The sequence below is a fragment of the Agrobacterium albertimagni AOL15 genome, assembly GCF_000300855.1.
GTDB lineage: Bacteria > Pseudomonadota > Alphaproteobacteria > Rhizobiales > Rhizobiaceae > Allorhizobium > Allorhizobium albertimagni.
This window is the reverse complement of sequence record NZ_ALJF01000019.1, coordinates 117,882-135,473: the sequence shown is the minus strand read 5'-3', so window position 1 is coordinate 135,473 and position 17,592 is coordinate 117,882. Positions and strand designations below refer to the sequence as shown.

At 61.6% G+C, this 17,592-nt stretch carries 16 protein-coding genes; 11 read left to right on the top strand and 5 right to left on the bottom strand.

All coding sequences use genetic code 11. The features are described 5' to 3' along the window. Positions 1 to 7: 7 nt before the first annotated feature. Entirely contained in the window at positions 8 to 1,477 is a 1,470-nt protein-coding gene (locus QWE_RS21380) for an aldo/keto reductase (protein WP_006728266.1), read from the top strand. A gap of 84 nt (positions 1,478 to 1,561) precedes the next feature. Here QWE_RS21380 and QWE_RS21375 read toward each other — a convergent pair whose 3' ends face one another. The 3 genes from QWE_RS21375 to QWE_RS21365 all read right to left on the bottom strand — a co-directional run bounded on the left by QWE_RS21375 (position 1,562) and on the right by QWE_RS21365 (position 4,325). After that, positions 1,562 to 2,554, bottom strand: a complete 993-nt coding sequence (locus tag QWE_RS21375) for an MBL fold metallo-hydrolase (RefSeq protein ID WP_006728265.1) — start codon at positions 2,552 to 2,554, stop codon at positions 1,562 to 1,564. Between the two features lie 138 nt (positions 2,555 to 2,692). Then, positions 2,693 to 3,613: a LysR family transcriptional regulator gene (locus QWE_RS21370; protein WP_240532595.1), complete on the bottom strand. Its 921-nt coding sequence runs from the start codon at positions 3,611 to 3,613 to the stop codon at positions 2,693 to 2,695. Positions 3,614 to 3,695: 82 nt separating this feature from the next. After that, positions 3,696 to 4,325 (bottom strand): TetR/AcrR family transcriptional regulator, encoded by a 630-nt coding sequence (locus tag QWE_RS21365; RefSeq protein WP_006728263.1) that lies wholly within the window; start codon positions 4,323 to 4,325, stop codon positions 3,696 to 3,698. A gap of 71 nt (positions 4,326 to 4,396) precedes the next feature. Here QWE_RS21365 and QWE_RS21360 point away from each other — a divergent pair, with 71 nt between their 5' ends. Then, the gene (locus QWE_RS21360) at positions 4,397 to 5,125 is read left to right on the top strand and encodes an SDR family oxidoreductase (protein ID WP_006728262.1); all 729 of its coding nucleotides are present in this window, start codon (positions 4,397 to 4,399) and stop codon (positions 5,123 to 5,125) included. 148 nt (positions 5,126 to 5,273) lie between these two features. Continuing rightward, positions 5,274 to 6,122 carry an alpha/beta fold hydrolase gene (locus QWE_RS21355; RefSeq protein WP_006728261.1) on the top strand — a complete coding sequence of 283 codons (849 nt, stop codon included), beginning with the start codon at positions 5,274 to 5,276 and terminating at the stop codon, positions 6,120 to 6,122. A gap of 64 nt (positions 6,123 to 6,186) precedes the next feature. Here the strand turns inward: QWE_RS21355 and QWE_RS21350 are convergent, their stop codons facing one another. After that, positions 6,187 to 6,933: an SDR family NAD(P)-dependent oxidoreductase gene (locus QWE_RS21350; RefSeq protein WP_006728260.1), complete on the bottom strand. Its 747-nt coding sequence runs from the start codon at positions 6,931 to 6,933 to the stop codon at positions 6,187 to 6,189. 92 nt (positions 6,934 to 7,025) lie between these two features. Here QWE_RS21350 and QWE_RS21345 point away from each other — a divergent pair, with 92 nt between their 5' ends. Beyond that, positions 7,026 to 7,970 carry an AraC family transcriptional regulator gene (locus tag QWE_RS21345; protein ID WP_006728259.1) on the top strand — a complete coding sequence of 315 codons (945 nt, stop codon included), beginning with the start codon at positions 7,026 to 7,028 and terminating at the stop codon, positions 7,968 to 7,970. A 16-nt stretch (positions 7,971 to 7,986) separates the two neighbouring features. Here the strand turns inward: QWE_RS21345 and QWE_RS21340 are convergent, their stop codons facing one another. After that, positions 7,987 to 8,454: an Rrf2 family transcriptional regulator gene (locus QWE_RS21340; RefSeq protein WP_040300850.1), complete on the bottom strand. Its 468-nt coding sequence runs from the start codon at positions 8,452 to 8,454 to the stop codon at positions 7,987 to 7,989. A 109-nt stretch (positions 8,455 to 8,563) separates the two neighbouring features. Here QWE_RS21340 and QWE_RS21335 point away from each other — a divergent pair, with 109 nt between their 5' ends. The 7 genes from QWE_RS21335 (at position 8,564) to QWE_RS21305 (ending at position 17,543) form a co-directional block, all read left to right on the top strand. Then, positions 8,564 to 9,238 carry a class I SAM-dependent methyltransferase gene (locus tag QWE_RS21335; protein ID WP_006728257.1) on the top strand — a complete coding sequence of 225 codons (675 nt, stop codon included), beginning with the start codon at positions 8,564 to 8,566 and terminating at the stop codon, positions 9,236 to 9,238. Between the two features lie 328 nt (positions 9,239 to 9,566). Beyond that, the gene (paoA, locus tag QWE_RS21330) at positions 9,567 to 10,133 is read left to right on the top strand and encodes an aldehyde dehydrogenase iron-sulfur subunit PaoA (protein WP_083872977.1); all 567 of its coding nucleotides are present in this window, start codon (positions 9,567 to 9,569) and stop codon (positions 10,131 to 10,133) included. Next, positions 10,130 to 11,089 (top strand): FAD binding domain-containing protein, encoded by a 960-nt coding sequence (locus tag QWE_RS21325; protein ID WP_006728255.1) that lies wholly within the window; start codon positions 10,130 to 10,132, stop codon positions 11,087 to 11,089. Before paoA ends, QWE_RS21325 begins: the two co-directional genes overlap by 4 nt. Next, positions 11,086 to 13,284 carry an aldehyde oxidoreductase molybdenum-binding subunit PaoC gene (gene paoC / locus QWE_RS21320; protein ID WP_006728254.1) on the top strand — a complete coding sequence of 733 codons (2,199 nt, stop codon included), beginning with the start codon at positions 11,086 to 11,088 and terminating at the stop codon, positions 13,282 to 13,284. Before QWE_RS21325 ends, paoC begins: the two co-directional genes overlap by 4 nt. A 357-nt stretch (positions 13,285 to 13,641) precedes the next feature. Beyond that, a complete protein-coding gene (locus tag QWE_RS21315; RefSeq protein WP_006728253.1) occupies positions 13,642 to 14,349 on the top strand; it encodes a L,D-transpeptidase in 708 nt (235 codons plus the stop codon). 180 nt (positions 14,350 to 14,529) lie between these two features. Continuing rightward, entirely contained in the window at positions 14,530 to 15,801 is a 1,272-nt protein-coding gene (locus QWE_RS21310) for a glycerate kinase type-2 family protein (protein WP_040300833.1), read from the top strand. A 176-nt stretch (positions 15,802 to 15,977) separates the two neighbouring features. Next, positions 15,978 to 17,543: an ABC transporter substrate-binding protein gene (locus tag QWE_RS21305; protein ID WP_006728251.1), complete on the top strand. Its 1,566-nt coding sequence runs from the start codon at positions 15,978 to 15,980 to the stop codon at positions 17,541 to 17,543. Positions 17,544 to 17,592: the final 49 nt, after the last annotated feature.

Here is a 17,592-nt window from a genome sequence, read left to right as displayed (position 1 = left end):
TCGAGGAATGATCTCCGTGTCCCAGCATCCCGAGCGCATCCATCTCACCCCGGACCTGTCGATCAGCCGGCTCGTCTGCGGCCTGTGGCAGGTTGCCGACATCGAAAAGAATGGTGCCACTGTCGATCCGGTGCAGGGGGCTGATGCACTTCAGGCCTATGCGGAGGCCGGGTTCGACAGTTTCGACATGGCCGATCACTATGGATCGGCGGAGATCATCACCGGCCATCTCCTGAAGCGCTATGCGGCTGGCGAGAAGCGTCCGGTTGCCTTCACCAAATGGTGCCCGGAGCCTGGTCCGATGACGCGCGATGTGGTGCGCCGGGGTGTGGAGGAGAGACTCGGCCGCCTTGGCGTCGACAAGGTCGATCTGTTGCAGTTTCATTGGTGGACTTTCGAACATCCGGCATGGCTCGATGCGCTGCATGAAATGCAGGCGATGAAGGAGGAGGGGCTGATCGGCGCCCTGGGCCTTACCAATTTCGATGCTGCGCATCTCAATCTCGCGCTGTCAGACGGGGTCGAGATCGCCAGTAACCAGGTCTCCTTCTCCCTGATCGACAGGCGCGCTGCCGGCAACTTGTCGGCGCTATGCCTCAGTCGCGGCGTGAAGCTTCTGGCCTATGGCACGCTCTGCGGCGGCTTCCTGTCGGAGAAGTGGCTTGGTAAGCCGGAGCCCGCGTCCATCCCCGACTGGAGCCGCTCGAAATACAAGCGTTTCATCGATACGGCCGGCGGATGGGCCGTCTATCAGGGTATTCTTCGGGCAGCATCGACGATCGCCCGCAAGCACGGGGTCTCGATCTCCAATGTGGCGAGCCGCTGGGTGCTCGAACATCCGGCCGTTGCCGCGACGATTATCGGTGCAAGATTGGGTGAGAACGAACATCGCAATGACAACCTGAAGGTCTTCAGTTTCGAACTGGATGTGGATGACAAGGCTCTGCTCGGCAGCGCCTTTGCAGAGAGCACCGCCATTCCGGGCGATTGCGGCGATGAGTATCGCAAGCCTCCGTTCCTCACGGCATCCGGCGACCTCAGCCATCATCTCGATGCGATCCCGTCCGTCTACAAGGCGGTTCCTGTGCCGGGGCGCGAGGATCGCATGCGGGTTTCCTCCGGCAGCATCTGGGAACCGCTGGCCGGCTACAGCCGGGCTGTGCGCATCGGTGACCGGATCCTGGTGTCGGGCACGACTGCGACCCACGGCAGTAACCGTTGTGTGGCACCCGGCGATCCGGGCGCCCAGGCAACCTATATTCTCGACAAGATCGCGGCTTCCATCTCCGCTCTCGGAGGCAAGATGGAGGATGTCGTCCGCACGCGCATCTATCTCAAAGATGCGTCACAATGGGAGCCCGTCTCTCGTGCCCATGGCCGCTTCTTCTCCGAGGTCCTTCCGGCGAACACCCTGATCGAAGCCGGTGCCCTTGTCGGTGACTATGAAGTCGAGATCGAAGCGGAAGCCGTGGTTTAGGTTCAATGGAAATCCGTTTCGCGCGGAAGTGGTTCTTCAATACTGCGGTCTCCGGCCCAGCGATCGGGCCGGAGACAGACGGTCCTATCTGATCAGACCGCCTTCGCCGTCGGAATAGTTCACGGGCATCCAGTCGAAGTGCCCGCCGTCCTGCAAGACATGGCCGATGCCGGGGAATGCGATATGGGCGCCGGCGACGAGATAGCCTTCAGCGACCGATTCCGTGAAGGCTTTACGGCGCGATTGCACGGCTGTCGGTCGATCGACGTCGAACTCGATCGTGACCTCCGGCTGCTCGAACTGGACGATGTCGCCATGGGTGATGTCGCCCCAGAAAACGAGCGTCCGTCCTCCGCCTTGGACCACGATAGAGCTATGGCCGGGGGTGTGTCCGGGTCGCAGGATCGAACGGAAGCCGGCAATGACCTCGCCGTCATCCGCAAAGGTTTCCAGTCGGCCCCGCTGCAGATAGGGGCGCAGGCACTCTTCTGCCTCCTTGAAGAGTTGCGGATTCAAGCCGTCCGGCCGCGCTTCCGGCTTGGTTTTCAGCCAGAACTGCAGCTCACGGTCGGGCACGTGCAGGACTGCATTTTCAAACAGGATCTCGCCGTCCTTGATCAGTCCGCCGGAGTGATCGGTATGCACATGGGTCAGGATGACATGATCGATCTGGGATGCGGTGTAGCCGGAGGCTTCGAGGTTTTTCAGAAGATGCCCGGCCTCCGGACCAAGATAGGCTCCCGTACCGGCGTCGATGAGGACGAGTTTTTCGCCGTCATTCACCAGGAATGCGTTCACGGAGGTGTCCGTCGGGATGTCGCGATGGGCGCCGCGCAGTAGCCGGGCAGCATCCTCGGCGATGACATCGCGGTACATCTCGGGAAGCGGCAGGGGCAGGGTGCCGTCGAGCAGGGCGGTGATCTCCAGATCACCCAACGCCGTCCTGTACAAGCCCGGCGCCTGGAAATGCTGCCTGGGAGCGGCCGCGAAGGCGAGGGAGGGCACAGTCGCCAGCGCTGCGACAGCCGCCAGTGTCGACGCGCCCTTGAGCACGTTTCGTCTTGTTATGTTGTTCATGGTTGTCCTTCATCCATCTGCACCGCGCTCGGACAGTCCGAGGCACGGCGCTTGCAAGGACGAAGGTAAGCAGATGGCCGCCATGCGATTAGGCCTCGAAACCGGATCGCGCCGTCAACGATCTGGCGACAATCAGTCCTATCTCGAATTGCTCCCGTCAGAGACCTGCAACACTTCGCCGAGGTGTTCGCTCAGGTAGTCGATGAAGGCTCTCACCTTGAGCGGCTGGACGCGTCCACCTGCTCTGACGGCGTACAAGGTTGCGCTCGGTCCGGACCATTCGGGCAGGATGCGGACCACCTCGCCGGAGGCAACCGCAGCATGGACAAGGTGGGGGTTGGTCAGTTGGATGCCCTGTCCGCGGACCAGGAATTCGAGCAGTGCGTCCGGGTCGGTGGAGACGACGGTCGGGTTGATCGGATAGTCCGTCACGTCGCTCTCTCTCGTCAGCGGCCATGCATGCTCCGGCCGGCCGTAGAACAGTTGCGTCACGAGGCTGGCATGGTCCTTCAATTGCGACGGGTGCTCCGGACGTCCATGTTTTCGAAGATACTGCCGAGAGGCATAAAGACCTGTCGGGATTTCTGCCAAGCGACGGGCAGCGAGATTGGAATCGGGCATCGGGCCGTTCCAGAGGCGGCAGGCCACATCGATATCCTCGTGCACGATGTTCTTGACATCGTGATCGAGCAGGAGCTGCAACTTGACCTCCGGATAGGCCTCGCGGAATCCGGCCAGGAGCGGCGCGAGGCATTTGGTGACGAGCCAGTGGGGTGCTGTCACCCGGAGCCAGCCGGACGGCTTTCCATGCACCTGTTCGACGGCGCTTTCGGCGTCGCCGATCAGCTTCGCGAGATCGCGGCATCGTTCGAAATAGATCGAGCCTGCCTCGGTCAATCGGATATTGCGCGTCGTTCGATGCAGCAGCTTGACGCCCAGTCGCTGCTCGAGCTCCTGGACCTTCTTGCTGACCCGAGCCTTCGACGTTCTCAAGGTCTCTGCAGCCGCCGTGAAACTTCCTCGCTGGACCACTTCGACAAAGGCCAGAGTGTCACTCATGTCTCGAAGCATCGGAACGGTTCCTCGGTTCTCTGGGCCGGCACATGGGCGATCGTGCCTGCTTTCGCCACGCCAAGTGGGATCAGCCGCCGGACATGTCCAGATAGGAAAGACACATCCTTATCAGTTGCTCGCGGATGGCCTCCTGCTCCGGCATGGGCAGGTTGCGCTCGAAGACGTTCTGGACAGTTCCGAAGATGACCGAGAGGAAGGTGATATTGACGAGAGCGATGTCGCCGTAACTGGCCGTCGGAGCGCTCTGCAGCATGGCCATGGTCGCCGCGTCCATGCGTCTGGCGAAAGCCTCGATCAGCGCCTCGTTGTCGAGCTCGACGGCAGAACTGTAGAGGGCCCGGGTGACGTCACGCCTTTCGATCTTTGCCTGCCAGTAGGCGGTCACCAGCGCTTCGATCATCTCCCTCGTCGATTTTCCATGCTGTGCGAGGCAGACCTGTTCCATCTTCTCGGCCAGGCGGTCGAGGTAGCGTTCGTTCAGTGCATAGAGCAGAGCCTGCTTGTGTGGGAAATACTGGTACATGGTGCCGACCGAAACACCGGCCCGCTCCGCTACTCGCGTGGTCGTCAAGCGGTGGGTTCCCTCCCGGATCAAAACCTGAATGGTCGCCTCGAATATGGCGTCGATCGTGGAGGCCGAACGGGCCTGCCGCGGCGTTTTCCGGGCTTTCAGGTGACGGGGCGGAGAGACATCCATATGCGAATCCCAAACGCGAATGATCCTTCATATATTTAGCGCTGCATGGTCCCTCTCTGCAAAGGTGAATTATGAAGGATATGAAAATCGCACTGGTGACCGGTGCCAACAAGGGCATCGGCTTCGAGATCGCAAAGCAGTTGGCGCAGGCCGGCGCTACGGTATTGCTGGGCGCCCGGGACAAGGCCCGCGGGCAGGCAGCCGTCGATGCCCTGACCGCTTCCGGGCTTGCCGTCGAGGCCGTGGTCATCGATCTGAACGACGAGATGACGATTGATGCCGCAGCGCGGGAGATTTCGGCCCGATATGGTCGGCTGGATATCCTCGTGAACAATGCGGGCATTGTCGATCCGGAAGATGGACCGCCCACGCGAGCAAGGATTGCGGCTGTCCGGAGGCTGATGGAGACCAATTTCCTCGGCGCGTTCTGCGTGACGCAAGCCATGCTGCCGCTGCTGCGTCACTCGAAGGCTGGCCGTATCGTCAACCTGTCCACGACACTGGGTTCGCTCTCCATCAACGGGGATCCGACATCGCCTTATTACGAGGCCCGGCTGATCGGCTACAACGCCTCCAAGGCGGCACTCAACATGCTGACGGTGCAGCTGGCGGCGGAGCTCAAAGGCACGTCGATCGCCGTCAACGCAGTGGCACCCGGCTATGTGAAGACGGATCTGACTGGCGGCAATGGCTATATGACGCCGACCGAGGGGGCCCGTCTTCCGGTGCAATACGCCTTGCTTGACGACAGTTCGGTGACCGGCCAGTTCGTCGCGCCGGAGGGGCCCGTTGCCTGGTGACGGCCGTCCAACCGAGCGGAGCATGCGGTCATGGCGAACGAGGATGGTTCTCTCTCCAGTTGCCTGCTTGCTGGAACATCTAGCCCCGACCGCGGCTTTGCACGGGTGTACCGCTTGACGAGCGGGAATGACAATTGCGGAGGTGTGCATGGAAAACCACCTGATCAACGAACAGGTTCTTGTGGATGGCCACCGGATTGCGGCAGGTGTTCAGGGGCATGGCGAACCTGTTGTCCTTCTCCATGGGACCCCTTCCTCGTCGCTGATCTGGCGTGATGTCGGGCGGCGTCTTGCGGAGGCCGGTTTGAAGATCCATGTGTTCGATCTCCTGGGCTTTGGCCTATCGGAGCGCCCGCATGACCCGCAGGTGGATACGTCGATCTCCGGTCAGGTGGCCATTCTTCAGGAAATGCTGAGGCATTGGGGCCTCGAACGCTTCCACCTGGTCGCCCACGATATCGGCGGGGGAGTGGCCCAGAGGTTTGCGGTCTTTCATCCGGACCGATTGAAGTCGCTGACAATGATCGATGTGGTCAGCTTCGACAGCTATCCTTCTGCGAGGACGAGGAAACAAATGGAGCAGGGCCTCGAAGCCCTGATCAAGGCATCGGATGCCGATCATCGTGCCCATTTCCGGAACTGGTTGCTGAGCGCCGTCCACTACACGCAGCGCTTCGAAGACGGTTCGCTCGAGACCTATCTCGATTATATTTCAGGGCCCATCGGCCAGGCGAGCCTCTTCCAGCATCAGGTCCGGCACTACGATTCCGTCCATACCCTCGAAACTGCCGACAAGCTTTCGGATTTGGGCCGGGTTCCGGTGCAATTGATCTGGGGCGCAGAGGATGCGTGGCAGGTTCCTGATTGGGCGCAGAAGCTTCAGGCGGCGATCCCGGGTGCAAAGCTGACCATCCTCGACGACTGCGGTCATTTTGCGCCGGAAGATCAACCAGAGTGGATTGCGGAGCTCATTCGGCAGTTTATCCAATCCGGTTGAGTTGAAGCGGATCCAGGGTCTGGCAGTCGGTGGCGGTCGTGTCGGCCGCCACCATTCTCCACGATCAGCCTGCCCAAGCGACTGCGTCAGCGCCGGCGGGCAGGAGCGGCGGGCAGTCGGTATCGGTCGCCGCCCGCCAGACGGCTTCTACGACGTCGGAAGTCTGGGTTTTCGGACCCTGGCTCTGCCGGTGTCCGTCGAGCACCCGGTTGACGAAGTCGGCGTAGGCCGGATGAAATCCGCCCATGGCCTCAATCTTCGCGCGTGCGGACGATCCGAAGCTGGTCGTCGGGGCTGACCCGGGCAGCACCGTCTTCACCCTGATCCCGAATGGCTCCAGTTCAATTGCGAGGGACGCGCCGAAGGCGTTCACGGCAGCCTTGGTCGCGGTGTAGACCGACAGGAGAGGGAGCGAGCGCAGGGTCACCGACGAACTGACGTTAACGACAACGCCGCCGCCGTTTTCGCGCATGTTCGGCAGGACCGCCTGCGTCACGCGCATCAGGCCAATTGTGTTCGTTTCAAACAGCTCCCTGGCGAGATCGATGGGCGTGCCTTCGAATGCGTTCATCCAGCCGATCCCGGCATTGTTGACGAGCACGTCGATCGGGCCGGCAGCCTCGACGGCGGCAGCGACGCTCTCGCCGTTCGTCACATCGAGCGGCAGGATACGGAGGTGTTCCGAATCGGGGAGCAGGGCCGGGTCCGGCTTTCGCATGGTGGCGACGACCTTCCAGCCGCGGTCGAGAAATTGCCGGGCGATCTCCAGCCCGAAGCCTGAAGATGAGCCGGTGATAAGAACAGTTTTCATGATCAATCCTTTTCAATGCACACCCAAACTCTATCCGTCACGCCAGAATTTTATATAATGTATTGTCTCAATATCGTTATCAGGAGTCCGGAATGGCCGACCCCTTGTCCGAAATGGTCGAGCTTCTGCAGCCGGAAGGGCTGCGGGCGAAGGTCGTCAGCGGCGCTGGCCGCTGGCGTGTCGAACGAGAAGACTATGGTCAGCCGTTCTACTGCGCGATGCTGGAAGGTTCGGCGCTTCTGGAGGTTCAGGGCCATGCGCCGATTACCCTGAGGACCGGTGACTTCGTCCTGATCCCTGCGGCTTTCGGCTTCACCATGTCGGATATGGCCGGGGACCAGGATGACGATGTGGACCCACTCACCGTCACGATGCTGCCCGGCGAAACACGGCACGGAAATCCGGAGGGTATCGTCAATGCCCGGCTTCTTGTCGGCCATTTCGGATTTGCCTCGCCGGATTCGGCATTGTTGATCCGCCTGCTGCCGCAACTTGTGCACCTGAGGAACGAGCGGCGGCTGACGACCCTCGTTCAGCTCGTGACGGAGGAGGCCTTGGCAGACAGGCCCGTGCGTGGGTCTATCCTTGCGCGACTGCTTGAAGTGATGCTCCTCGAAGCGCTGCGATCGGTGGCCGGGGAGGCGGCTCCGCTTGGCGTTTTGCGCGGTCTTGGCGACCCGCGGCTTTCGAGCACACTTCGCTTGTTGCATGCGGAGCCGACGAAAGACTGGACGGTTGACGAAATGGCCCGCGAAGCCGCGCTCTCCCGATCGGTTTTCTTCGATCGATTTCGCCGGACGATCGGCGTATCGCCCAGGGAATATCTGATCATCTGGCGCATGAGCCTTGCAAAACATCTGCTGATGCGTCGCGGCGATCTCGGGCTTCAGGAGGTTGCCGAGCGTGTTGGCTATCGCTCTGCGAGCGCCTTCAGCACGGCCTTCAGCCGCTTTGTCGGCATGGCGCCATCAGCCTATGCGGAAAATGCGACGCACCGGATGTCGCTTGCCGCAGTATCCGACTTCGGAACAGTGTGAAGAAGCAAGTTTACGATTACCCGCTCAGGCCCCGATCGGGGGCCGTCTTACTCCCGCAGTCCACTGCCAGAGCGGTGAGGCCTTCCGGCATCAACTGATCCAGCGTGACTTCACCAAATCGGTCCAGAAGCAGGGTTTCGGCGCGCTGCATGGCGCCCGCAAGTGTTGCGTTGACGGCTCTTTCGATCCTGCAGTCGGGGTGTTTGCTGCGAGAGCCGATGGCAAAGAGCGTCGGCTTGTCGAGAGCTTCATAAACGGCGAGCAAGGTGATCCTGTCGAGCGGGCGTGCAAGTTGCCAACCGCCGCCATGCCCCTTGCCAGATCTCACATGGCCGGCCCGGCGCAATCCAGCCATTGTCCTGCGCAGGACGGCCGGGTTTGTGCCCATGCTTCGCGCAAGAACCTCCGATGTCAGAGGGTCCTTCACCTGCGCCATGTGCAGCAGGACATGCAGCACGTCCGAGAGCCTCGTATCCCTGTTCATCGTCTTCTCTGCACTCCGCCGCCCAGCCTCTCTCATATCATGTATCACTAGTTGATACGTGATGCCATGACGTGTTATGCATCTTCAACTGATACATAATGGACAATCCATGACCGGCAATCACACTTCGTTCCAGGATCCTGCCGTCGCTGCCTACGTCCTGGAAACGCCGCGCAAGGTTCCGGGCCTGTCTGATCTCCACAAGATGACGACACAGCTCCTGTCTGAACAGGCGGCAGGGGCTGCGCGGGTTCTCGTCGTCGGTGCCGGGGGCGGCCTGGAGATCCAGGCCATGGCAGCGGCGCGACCGGACTGGCGATTTGCCGGCGTCGACCCTTCGGCGGCCATGCTCGACGTCGCCGGGCAGACGACCAGGGACTATGTCGATCGGACAGAGTTGATCGTTGGCACGGCGGTAGATGCACCAACCGGTCCGTTCGACGGGGCCGTGTGTCTCCTGACGCTGCATTTCCTGAACCGGTCTGAACGACTGCACACGCTGCAGCAGATCCGCGAAAGATTGAAGCCCGGCAGCCATTTCGTTGCGGCTCATCACGCGGCCGTTGGCAGACAAAAAGAGGTCTGGCTGGCGCGGTCCGCAGCCTTTGCAGGCGGGCCCGGCTGCACCGCCCCGCAAGCCGCAGCGTCGGCAAAAGCCATGGCAGAGCGGCTGCCGCTTTTCTCGATCGAGGAAGAGGTCGATTTGTACCGGCAGGCGGGTTTCAGAGAGCCGGCCCTATTCTATGCCGCCTTCTCATTTCGCGGCTGGGTCATGACTGCATGAAGGTCTCGACCTCACCCTTGAGAGGGTGGCCACTGATCTCTCCATTCCAGCGTGGCACTTGTCGCGCGCTTGTCGTTCCGACGAGCGGTGTTGAGGAGGCTCGAGCGAGGTGCACCCAGGCGCTGGGTGCGCGCCTGTTCCGAGACAGGTTTCAGACTCTGTTCCATGAGCCCGGAGTTGTTTGCCCGATCGCTGCCACTGGAACAAAGTAGGGCTGGGCGGCTTTTGCAGACTTGGGCCAGGCAAAAGCTGGTCGGGTTCGGCCCTATGGTGGCGGAAGGTCGGCCTCCTTTGTTTTCCAGTGCGCGGCATAGAATCAGCGGGTCGGATGGCCCAAACCGGTCCCTGCGGCAGGGCTCGACAACGAGGTGAGTTGATGAATGAGAGTAGCAAGGTTCGCCTGACTGTGAACCGGACATCGCGCGAGATCCACGTCGACAACCGGACAACGCTGCTCGATGCATTGCGGGAACACCTGAAGCTCACGGGAACGAAGAAGGGCTGCGACCATGGCCAGTGCGGCGCCTGCACCGTCATCGTTGACGGACGTCGGGTCAATTCATGCCTGACACTCGCCGTCATGAACGAGGGTGCTGAAGTCACCACGATCGAGGGGCTGGGCGCACCCGGCGATCTGCACCCGATGCAGGCCGCTTTCGTGAAGCATGACGGTTTCCAGTGTGGTTACTGCACGCCCGGCCAGATCTGTTCCTCCGTCGCGATGCTCGAAGAGATCGCGGCCGACATCCCCAGCCACGTTACCGATGACCTGATGAACAAGGCACGACCGACCGCCGAGGAGATCCGCGAGCGGATGAGTGGAAACATCTGTCGCTGCGGTGCCTATTCCAACATCGTCGATGCCATTACCGAGGTCGCGGAAACACGCTCATGAAAGCTTTCACTTACGAACGCGCGGCCTCGGCCGAAGCGGCAGCGCAGATTGCCGCCTCCAATCCTGACGCCAAGTTCATCGCCGGCGGCACCAATCTTCTGGATCTGATGAAGCTCGAAATCGAGACGCCGACGCATCTGATCGATGTCAACGGGCTTGAGTTTAACGAGATCGAACCGACGGCCGAAGGAGGTCTGCGGATCGGCGCCATGGTGCGCAATACCGATCTGGCCGCCCATGAGATTGTCCGTCGAGACTATCCGCTGCTGGCACGAGCGCTGCTTTCCGGAGCGTCCGGACAATTGCGCAATCGCGCCACGACCGGCGGAAACCTGCTGCAGCGGACCCGCTGTCCCTACTTCTACGACACCAATCAACCCTGCAACAAGCGGCAGCCGGGCAGCGGATGTTCCGCCATTGGCGGTTTCAGTCGGCAGCATGCGGTCCTCGGGGTGAGCGACGCCTGCATCGCGACCCATCCCAGCGACATGGCGGTTGCGATGCGCGCGCTTGATGCGGTCGTCGAGACTGTGAAGGCCGATGGCAGCCGCCGGGCCATTCCGCTGACCGATTTCCACCGTCTGCCGGGAGACACGCCGCATGTCGAAACGGTCCTGAAGCAGGGCGAGATCATCACGGCAGTCTGTCTGCCGCCACCGATTGGCGGCACCCAGATCTACCGCAAGGTCCGCGACCGCGCATCCTATGCCTTCGCGCTCGTGTCTGTCGCTGCCGTGGTCCAGCCCGATGGTACGGGCCGGATCGCTGTGGGGGGCGTCGCGCACAAACCGTGGCGGATCGAAGATGCGGAGGCAGAACTGCCGAACGGTGCTCGAGCAACGGCGGCAGTCTTGCTCGCTGACGCCCGACCGACTGATCAGAACCGTTTCAAGCTCGCTCTGGTGGAGCGCTTGCTGAGCGCTGTCATTGCGCAAGCCAAGGATAAAAGCTCATGAAGTTCGACAGGCCAGAAACGACCAACCCCATCGACAATCTGACGGTGGTCGGCCGACCCACCCGACGGATCGACGGCGAGCTCAAGACGACGGGTCGCGCCAACTATGCCTATGAGCATTGGGATCTCGGCTTTGACGTCGCCTATGGCTATCCGGTGGCGGCCGGCATTGCCAAGGGGCGTATCCTCTCCATCGACAGCGAGAGCGCCCGGCAGGCACCCGGCGTTCTTGCGGTGGTCACCACACTTGATGTCGGGGAGCACGAGAAGGGTGACCACAATACGGCGACGCTCTTCGGCGGAGATGTCGTGCAGCATTATCATCAGGCAATCGCGCTTGTCGTTGCCGAGACATTCGAACAGGCGCGGGCGGCGGCTTCGCTGATCGATGTGTCGTACGAGCGCGAGGAAGGGTCTTTCGATCTGGCCGAGGCCATCAAAACGGCAGAAAAGCCTTCGGAAGATGAGAAGTCGGACACTGCCTTCGGCGACTTCGATGACGCCTATGCTCGGGCGTCTGTGACGCTCGATGCCGACTACAGCACGCCAGACCAGTCGCATGCGGCGATGGAGCCGCATGCCTCGATGGCGGTCTGGGACGGCGACGAACTGAAGATCTGGACCTCGAGCCAGATGATCGACTGGTGGCGGACGGATCTTGCGACCTTCCTTGGCATGGACAAGGACAAGATCCGGCTGATGTCGCCCTTCATCGGCGGTGGCTTCGGCGGCAAGCTGTTTCTCAGGGCGGATGCGGTGCTTGCCGCGCTGGGTGCCAAGGCTGCCCGGTGCGCGGTCAAGGTTTCCCTGCCGAGGCCGTTGATCATGAACAACACCACCCACCGACCGGCGACGATCCAGCGCATCCGGATCGGTGCCGACACCGACGGCAAGATCGAGGCGATCGCGCATCAGAGCTGGTCCGGCAACCTGCCGGAGGGAAGTCTCGAAACGGCGGTCAACCAGACGCGACTTCTTTATGCGGGCGAAAACCGCATGACCGCCATGCGTCTGGCCTCGCTCGACCTGCCCGAGGGCAATGCGATGCGCGCGCCGGGCGAAGCGCCGGGTCTGATGGCGCTCGAAATTGCCATGGACGAGATGGCCGAAAAGCTCGGCATCGATCCTATCGACTTCAGGGTCATCAACGACACACAGGTCGATCCGGAAAACCCGGATCGTCCCTTCTCGAAACGCGATCTGATCGGCTGTTTGCGCCTCGGTGCGGAACGCTTCGGATGGAGCGATCGTGGCCAGCCGGGAGCCCGACGTGACGGTAACTGGCTTGTCGGAACCGGGGTTGCCGCAGCCTATCGCGACAATCTGCTGGTTGATTCCGGTGCCCGGGTTCGGCTCGAAAGCGATGGCCGGATTACCGTCGAGACCGACATGACCGACATCGGCACAGGCAGCTACACCATCATCGCGCAGACCGCTGCCGAAATGATGGGGGTGACGGTGGAGGACGTCGACGTCCGGCTCGGCGATTCCAGTTTTCCGGTATCCGCCGGCTCCGGCGGTCAGTTCGGTGCCAATTGTTCGACGGCCGGCGTCTATGCCGCCTGCGTCGAGCTGCGCGAGGCCGTTATCCAGAAACTCGGTCTCAATGCTCAGGACGTTCGATTCGAGGGTGGGCAGGTTCGCTCGGGCAATCATGCGATCCCGCTCTCGGACGCTGCCGGTCCGGATGGTCTCGTCGGCGAGGATACGATTGAATGGGGTGACCTCTCCAAGACCCATCAGCAATCGACCTTCGGCGCGCATTTCGTCGAGGTTGGGGTCGATGTCGTCACCGGGGAATGCCGCATTCGGCGCATGTTGGCCGTTTGCGCCGCCGGCCGCATTCTCAACCCGATCACGGCGCGGAGCCAGGTCATTGGTGCGATGACCATGGGCATTGGCGCCGCTCTTTCCGAGGAGCTTTTCGTCGATACGAAGAAGGGCTTTTTCGTCAATCACGATCTCGCCGGATATGAAGTGCCCGTGCATGCGGACATTCCGAGCCAAGAGGTGATCTTCCTCGACGAAACCGATCCAATGTCCTCGCCGATGAAGGCTAAGGGTGTCGGCGAACTGGGCTTGTGCGGCGTATCGGCGGCGATTGCGAACGCCATCTACAACGCTACGGGTGCCCGGGTTCGCGACTATCCGGTCACGCTGGACAAGTTGATCGGACATTTGCCCGCCGATTTCTGATCTTGGACTATCAAGGGACGCGTGGGGCATCGATGCCGGCCATGTATTTTCGAGCGTGCCTAATGAGGCGCCATTCACCAGGTCGCAAGGCTTGGTGAATGGCGTCGCTGCACGATGACGTTGCGTCCATCACTTCCGATTGTCGCCTCCTCGGTCTCCATTTTCCCAGCGGCAAACACTGTCATCACGCCTCCGTGAGAAAATGTCGTTTTATGGCCTCGTCCGGCAAGCTTAAGGCTTGCCGGAAATGCGGCTCTGAAAGGGGCGCGCAGCCAAAACCCAGTGCGGTGGGATTTCGCGCGAAGCGTTTCATATCGCCATCGCCAGATCGCCCCGCAGACAAGGACCGATAAGTAGATGAGTTTTCTTGACGTGATGCCGGCAGTCCGGATCCTGAAAAGCCTATGCGCGGCAGCGGGCCTTGCACTGTTGCTGACCGCCTGCTCGCAAACGACAGGTGTGCAGCGACAGCCGGCTGCGCCGCCGGTCGACCCCGCACTGCAGGCTATGTATGCCGAATTGCAGGACGGTGGACAGATCATTCCCGCGGTCGATGTGTCGAAGATGGATCCCCGCAATGTTCGTCAGGTCGTCAATTATCGCACATCCTATCTGCCCGGTACGATCGTGGTCGATCCGCATGCTCGCTTCCTCTATCTCGTTATGGAGGGCGACAAGGCGATGCGCTACGGCATCGGTGTCGCCAAGGCCGGTCTCGAATTCCAGGGCGTAGGCGATATCAAGCGCAAGGCCCGCTGGCCGGGTTGGGTGCCGACGCAGAACATGATTGCTCGCGAGCCGGATCGCTACGGCCCGCTCGCCCAGGGTCTGCCGGGTGGTATCGACAATCCGCTCGGTGCGCGCGCTCTCTATCTCTACCAGAACGGACGGGACACGCTTTACCGGATCCATGGGACCAACGAGGCATGGTCGATCGGTCAATCCGTGTCGTCTGGATGTATTCGCCTGCTTAATCAGGACATCATCGATCTCCACTCCCGTGTTCCGGTCGGATCGCAGATGGTGGTCCTGCCTCTCGAAGAATCCGGTAGAGGGGAGTTCTGATCAGCTAAGACCTTCTCCGTCCTGGGGCGTGATCTGTGACAGACAGAGCGTTGCGACCAGACGGAGTTTGGCGGTAGCATCGCAGCCTCAGAACCGGCGTGCCTAGCGGGACGCCGGCAAGAGGCGATGTCGACGTGGCGGAATCGCTATGTCGGGAAAGGCTTCGAGAGGGCCGGGTGCATGATCGAACGACCGGAAGTCTTCCTGCGGCAGCTGTTCGACCGTGCCGTCGAGGTGGCGGATCCCATGCGGTCGCTCAAGGATTTTCTGCCTGAAAAGCCGAAGGGGCGGGTGATCGTCGTCGGCGCGGGCAAGGCGAGCGCGCGGATGGCGGAAGCGGTCGAGGCGGTCTGGGGTCCTTGCGAAGGTCTCGTCATCACGCGCTATGGATATGGCCGGCCGGGTCGCGGCATCGAGATCGTCGAGGCGGCCCATCCGGTTCCAGACGAGGCGGGCCTCGATGCGACGGCGCGTCTGCTGGCTCTGGTTGAAAGTGCCGGCGAAGGCGATTTCGTGCTGGCGCTGATCTCGGGCGGTGCGTCGGCGCTGCTGGTTCAGCCGGTGCCGGGCGTTTCGCTTGCCGAAAAGCAGGCGGTCAACCAGGCGCTGCTCACGTCAGGGGCGCCGATCGACCGGATGAATACGGTCCGCAAGCATCTGAGCCGGGTGAAGGGCGGACAATTGGCCGCCGCAGCCTGGCCGGCGAACCTGCTTGCCTTGATGATCTCGGATGTGCCGGGAGACGATCCGGCCTTCATCGGCTCCGGTCCGACCGTTGGCGATCCATCGCGCCCGGATGACGCTCTTGCGGTCGTCGATCAATGGAAGGTCGCGCTTCCAGGCGGGGTTCGCGAGGCATTGGCGCGCGGCTCCGGGGTCGTCAGGCCCGACGATCCGCGCCTTGCCCGCGTGCAGAACGTCATCTACGCCGCCCCCCGGCAATCGCTGGAGGCGGCTGCGGAACTCGCCCGAGAGGCGGGTTGCGATGTTCGCATTCTCGGCGATGCCCTGGAAGGGGAGGCGAGGCTGGTGGCCGAGGTCCAGGCGAAAGAGGCTCTAACCTTGCAGCACTCCCTGCGTGCCGGGGATCCGCCGATCCTTCTCCTCTCCGGCGGCGAGTTGACGGTTACCCGAGGCGGCGATGGCATTGGCGGACCCAATGCGGAGTTCTGTCTGGCGCTTGCACTGGCTCTGGATGGCGCTGCAGGTATCCATGCGCTCGCTTGCGACACGGATGGCGTCGATGGTGCCGCCGAAGTCGCCGGCGCCGTCATCGGTCCCGAACTTCTGAAGAAGGCTGCCGAACTGCATTGCGACCCAGAGGTCGCTCTGCAACGAAATGACGCCCATTCGTTCTTCGCAGCGTTGGACGCGCAGGTTGTCACCGGCCCCACCCTGACCAACGTCAACGATTTCCGCGCGATCCTCGTGCAGCCGCGGCCGACCGCATAAGGGCTTAGGCCGAAATTTCCATTCACTGACGAAATCCGACGCGTGATGGTGGTCGCTGCATCGGTATGCTTGCGAGAACCCTGCGGTTGATATCTATCATGATAAATTATTGCAATTGGATTATCTATGTGAATTAATAGCGCGCATACAGGATGCCAAATCGAAAGGATTTCCCCATGAAGAGGCTGTTCCGGAGCGCATTTGCCGCTGCCGCCTTGAGTGCCGCCATGATTTCCGCCCAGCCGGCGAGCGCGCAGACCCCGCCCGATGTCCTCGTCGTCGGGCAGATTGCCGAGCCGAAATCTCTCGATCCGCACACGGTCACTGCCACCAATGATTTCCGCATTCTGGTGAATGTCTATGAGGGCCTGGTGCGCTTCAAGGACGGGACGCTGGAGATCGAGCCGGCACTTGCCGAGAGCTGGGATATCTCGGAGGACGGCAAGACCTATACGTTCAAGCTGCGTCAGGGCGTGAAGTTTCACGACGGTTCCGACTTCACCGCCGAGGCCGTCAAGTTCAACTTCGACCGGATGCTGAAAGAGGACCATCCCTTCTACAACACCGGTCCATTTCCCCTGTCGTTCAACTTTGCCTCCGTCGAGTCCGTCAACGTGATCGACGGCCAGACGGTCGAATTCAAGCTGAGTGAAGCCTTTGCACCCTTCCTGTCCAATCTCGCTTATCCCACAGGGCTGATCGTTTCTCCGGCTGCCGTGGAGCAGCATGGCGCCGATTATGGCCGGAACCCCTCGGGTACCGGACCTTTCAAGTTTGCCGAATGGCTGTCGAACCAGCGTGTCGTCGTCGAGCGCAATCCGGACTACTGGGGCGAGGCTGCGGCCCTCGAAGCCGTCGTCTTTCGGCCCGTGACGGATGCAAACACGCGTGTTGCCGAAATGCTTTCCGGAGGCATCGACGTGATGGTCGAGGTGCCGCCGGACAACCTCACCACCTTCCAGCAGGATGCCGCGTTCTCCGTCGCTGAGCAGGCGGGGCCGCATGTCTGGTTCGGCATCCTGAACACGAAGAGCGGTCCCTTCGCCGATAAGCGCGTTCGTCAGGCCGCCAACTACGCCGTCAACAAGGAGACGCTGGTCAACGATGTGCTCCAGGGCACGGCAACCGTGGCCGCTGGTCCCATTCCGCCTGCCTTCAACTGGGTGGAAAGCTCGGTCGAGCCCTATGCCTACGATCCAGAGAAGGCCAAGGCCTTGCTGGCCGAGGCGGGTGTCGAGACGCCGGAACTGACGTTCTATGTCACTGAAGGCGGCTCTGGCATGCTCGATCCAGTGACGATGGGCGCGGCCATCCAGGCCGATCTGCAGGCCGTCGGCTTTAATGTGAAGATCGAGACCTATGAGTGGAATACCTTCCTCGGCCGCGTCAATCAGGGTCTCGACGGTCAGGCTGACATGGCCGAAATGGCCTGGATGACGAATGATCCCGACACCGTTCCCTATCTCACGCTGCGCAGCGATGCGATGCCGGACAAGGGTGGCTTCAACTCGGGCTATTATTCGAACCCTGAGGTCGACGACTTGCTGGAGAAGGCGCGCACATCGACAGATCAGGCCGAACGCGGCAGGCTTTACGCCCAGGTCCAGGAGATCGTGCATGACGATGCCCCCTGGTTGTTCGTCGCCAACTGGAAGCAGAACGCGGTCACGACCGCTAATGTCCAGGGCTTCAAGCTGCAGCCCTCGTTCCTTCTCAACCTACACGGTGTGACGAAGCAGTAATCCTCCTGTGGCTGATGCCGGCGGGCATACTGCTCGCCGGCATCAGCCT

What these genes read in the sequence shown, in the direction of transcription:
- paoC (WP_006728254.1), top strand. Translation starts at nt 11,086, where the DNA reads ATGAAGTTCGACAGGCCAGAAACGACCAACCCCATCGACAATCTGACG.
- QWE_RS21370 (WP_240532595.1), bottom strand. Translation starts at nt 3,613, where the DNA reads ATGAGTGACACTCTGGCCTTTGTCGAAGTGGTCCAGCGAGGAAGTTTC.
- QWE_RS21325 (WP_006728255.1), top strand. Translation starts at nt 10,130, where the DNA reads ATGAAAGCTTTCACTTACGAACGCGCGGCCTCGGCCGAAGCGGCAGCG.
- QWE_RS21340 (WP_040300850.1), bottom strand. Translation starts at nt 8,454, where the DNA reads ATGAACAGGGATACGAGGCTCTCGGACGTGCTGCATGTCCTGCTGCAC.
- QWE_RS21345 (WP_006728259.1), top strand. Translation starts at nt 7,026, where the DNA reads ATGGCCGACCCCTTGTCCGAAATGGTCGAGCTTCTGCAGCCGGAAGGG.
- QWE_RS21360 (WP_006728262.1), top strand. Translation starts at nt 4,397, where the DNA reads ATGAAGGATATGAAAATCGCACTGGTGACCGGTGCCAACAAGGGCATC.
- QWE_RS21315 (WP_006728253.1), top strand. Translation starts at nt 13,642, where the DNA reads ATGAGTTTTCTTGACGTGATGCCGGCAGTCCGGATCCTGAAAAGCCTA.
- QWE_RS21380 (WP_006728266.1), top strand. Translation starts at nt 8, where the DNA reads ATGATCTCCGTGTCCCAGCATCCCGAGCGCATCCATCTCACCCCGGAC.
- QWE_RS21365 (WP_006728263.1), bottom strand. Translation starts at nt 4,325, where the DNA reads ATGGATGTCTCTCCGCCCCGTCACCTGAAAGCCCGGAAAACGCCGCGG.
- paoA (WP_083872977.1), top strand. Translation starts at nt 9,567, where the DNA reads ATGGCCCAAACCGGTCCCTGCGGCAGGGCTCGACAACGAGGTGAGTTG.
- QWE_RS21375 (WP_006728265.1), bottom strand. Translation starts at nt 2,554, where the DNA reads ATGAACAACATAACAAGACGAAACGTGCTCAAGGGCGCGTCGACACTG.
- QWE_RS21355 (WP_006728261.1), top strand. Translation starts at nt 5,274, where the DNA reads ATGGAAAACCACCTGATCAACGAACAGGTTCTTGTGGATGGCCACCGG.
- QWE_RS21350 (WP_006728260.1), bottom strand. Translation starts at nt 6,933, where the DNA reads ATGAAAACTGTTCTTATCACCGGCTCATCTTCAGGCTTCGGGCTGGAG.
- QWE_RS21305 (WP_006728251.1), top strand. Translation starts at nt 15,978, where the DNA reads ATGAAGAGGCTGTTCCGGAGCGCATTTGCCGCTGCCGCCTTGAGTGCC.
- QWE_RS21335 (WP_006728257.1), top strand. Translation starts at nt 8,564, where the DNA reads ATGACCGGCAATCACACTTCGTTCCAGGATCCTGCCGTCGCTGCCTAC.
- QWE_RS21310 (WP_040300833.1), top strand. Translation starts at nt 14,530, where the DNA reads ATGATCGAACGACCGGAAGTCTTCCTGCGGCAGCTGTTCGACCGTGCC.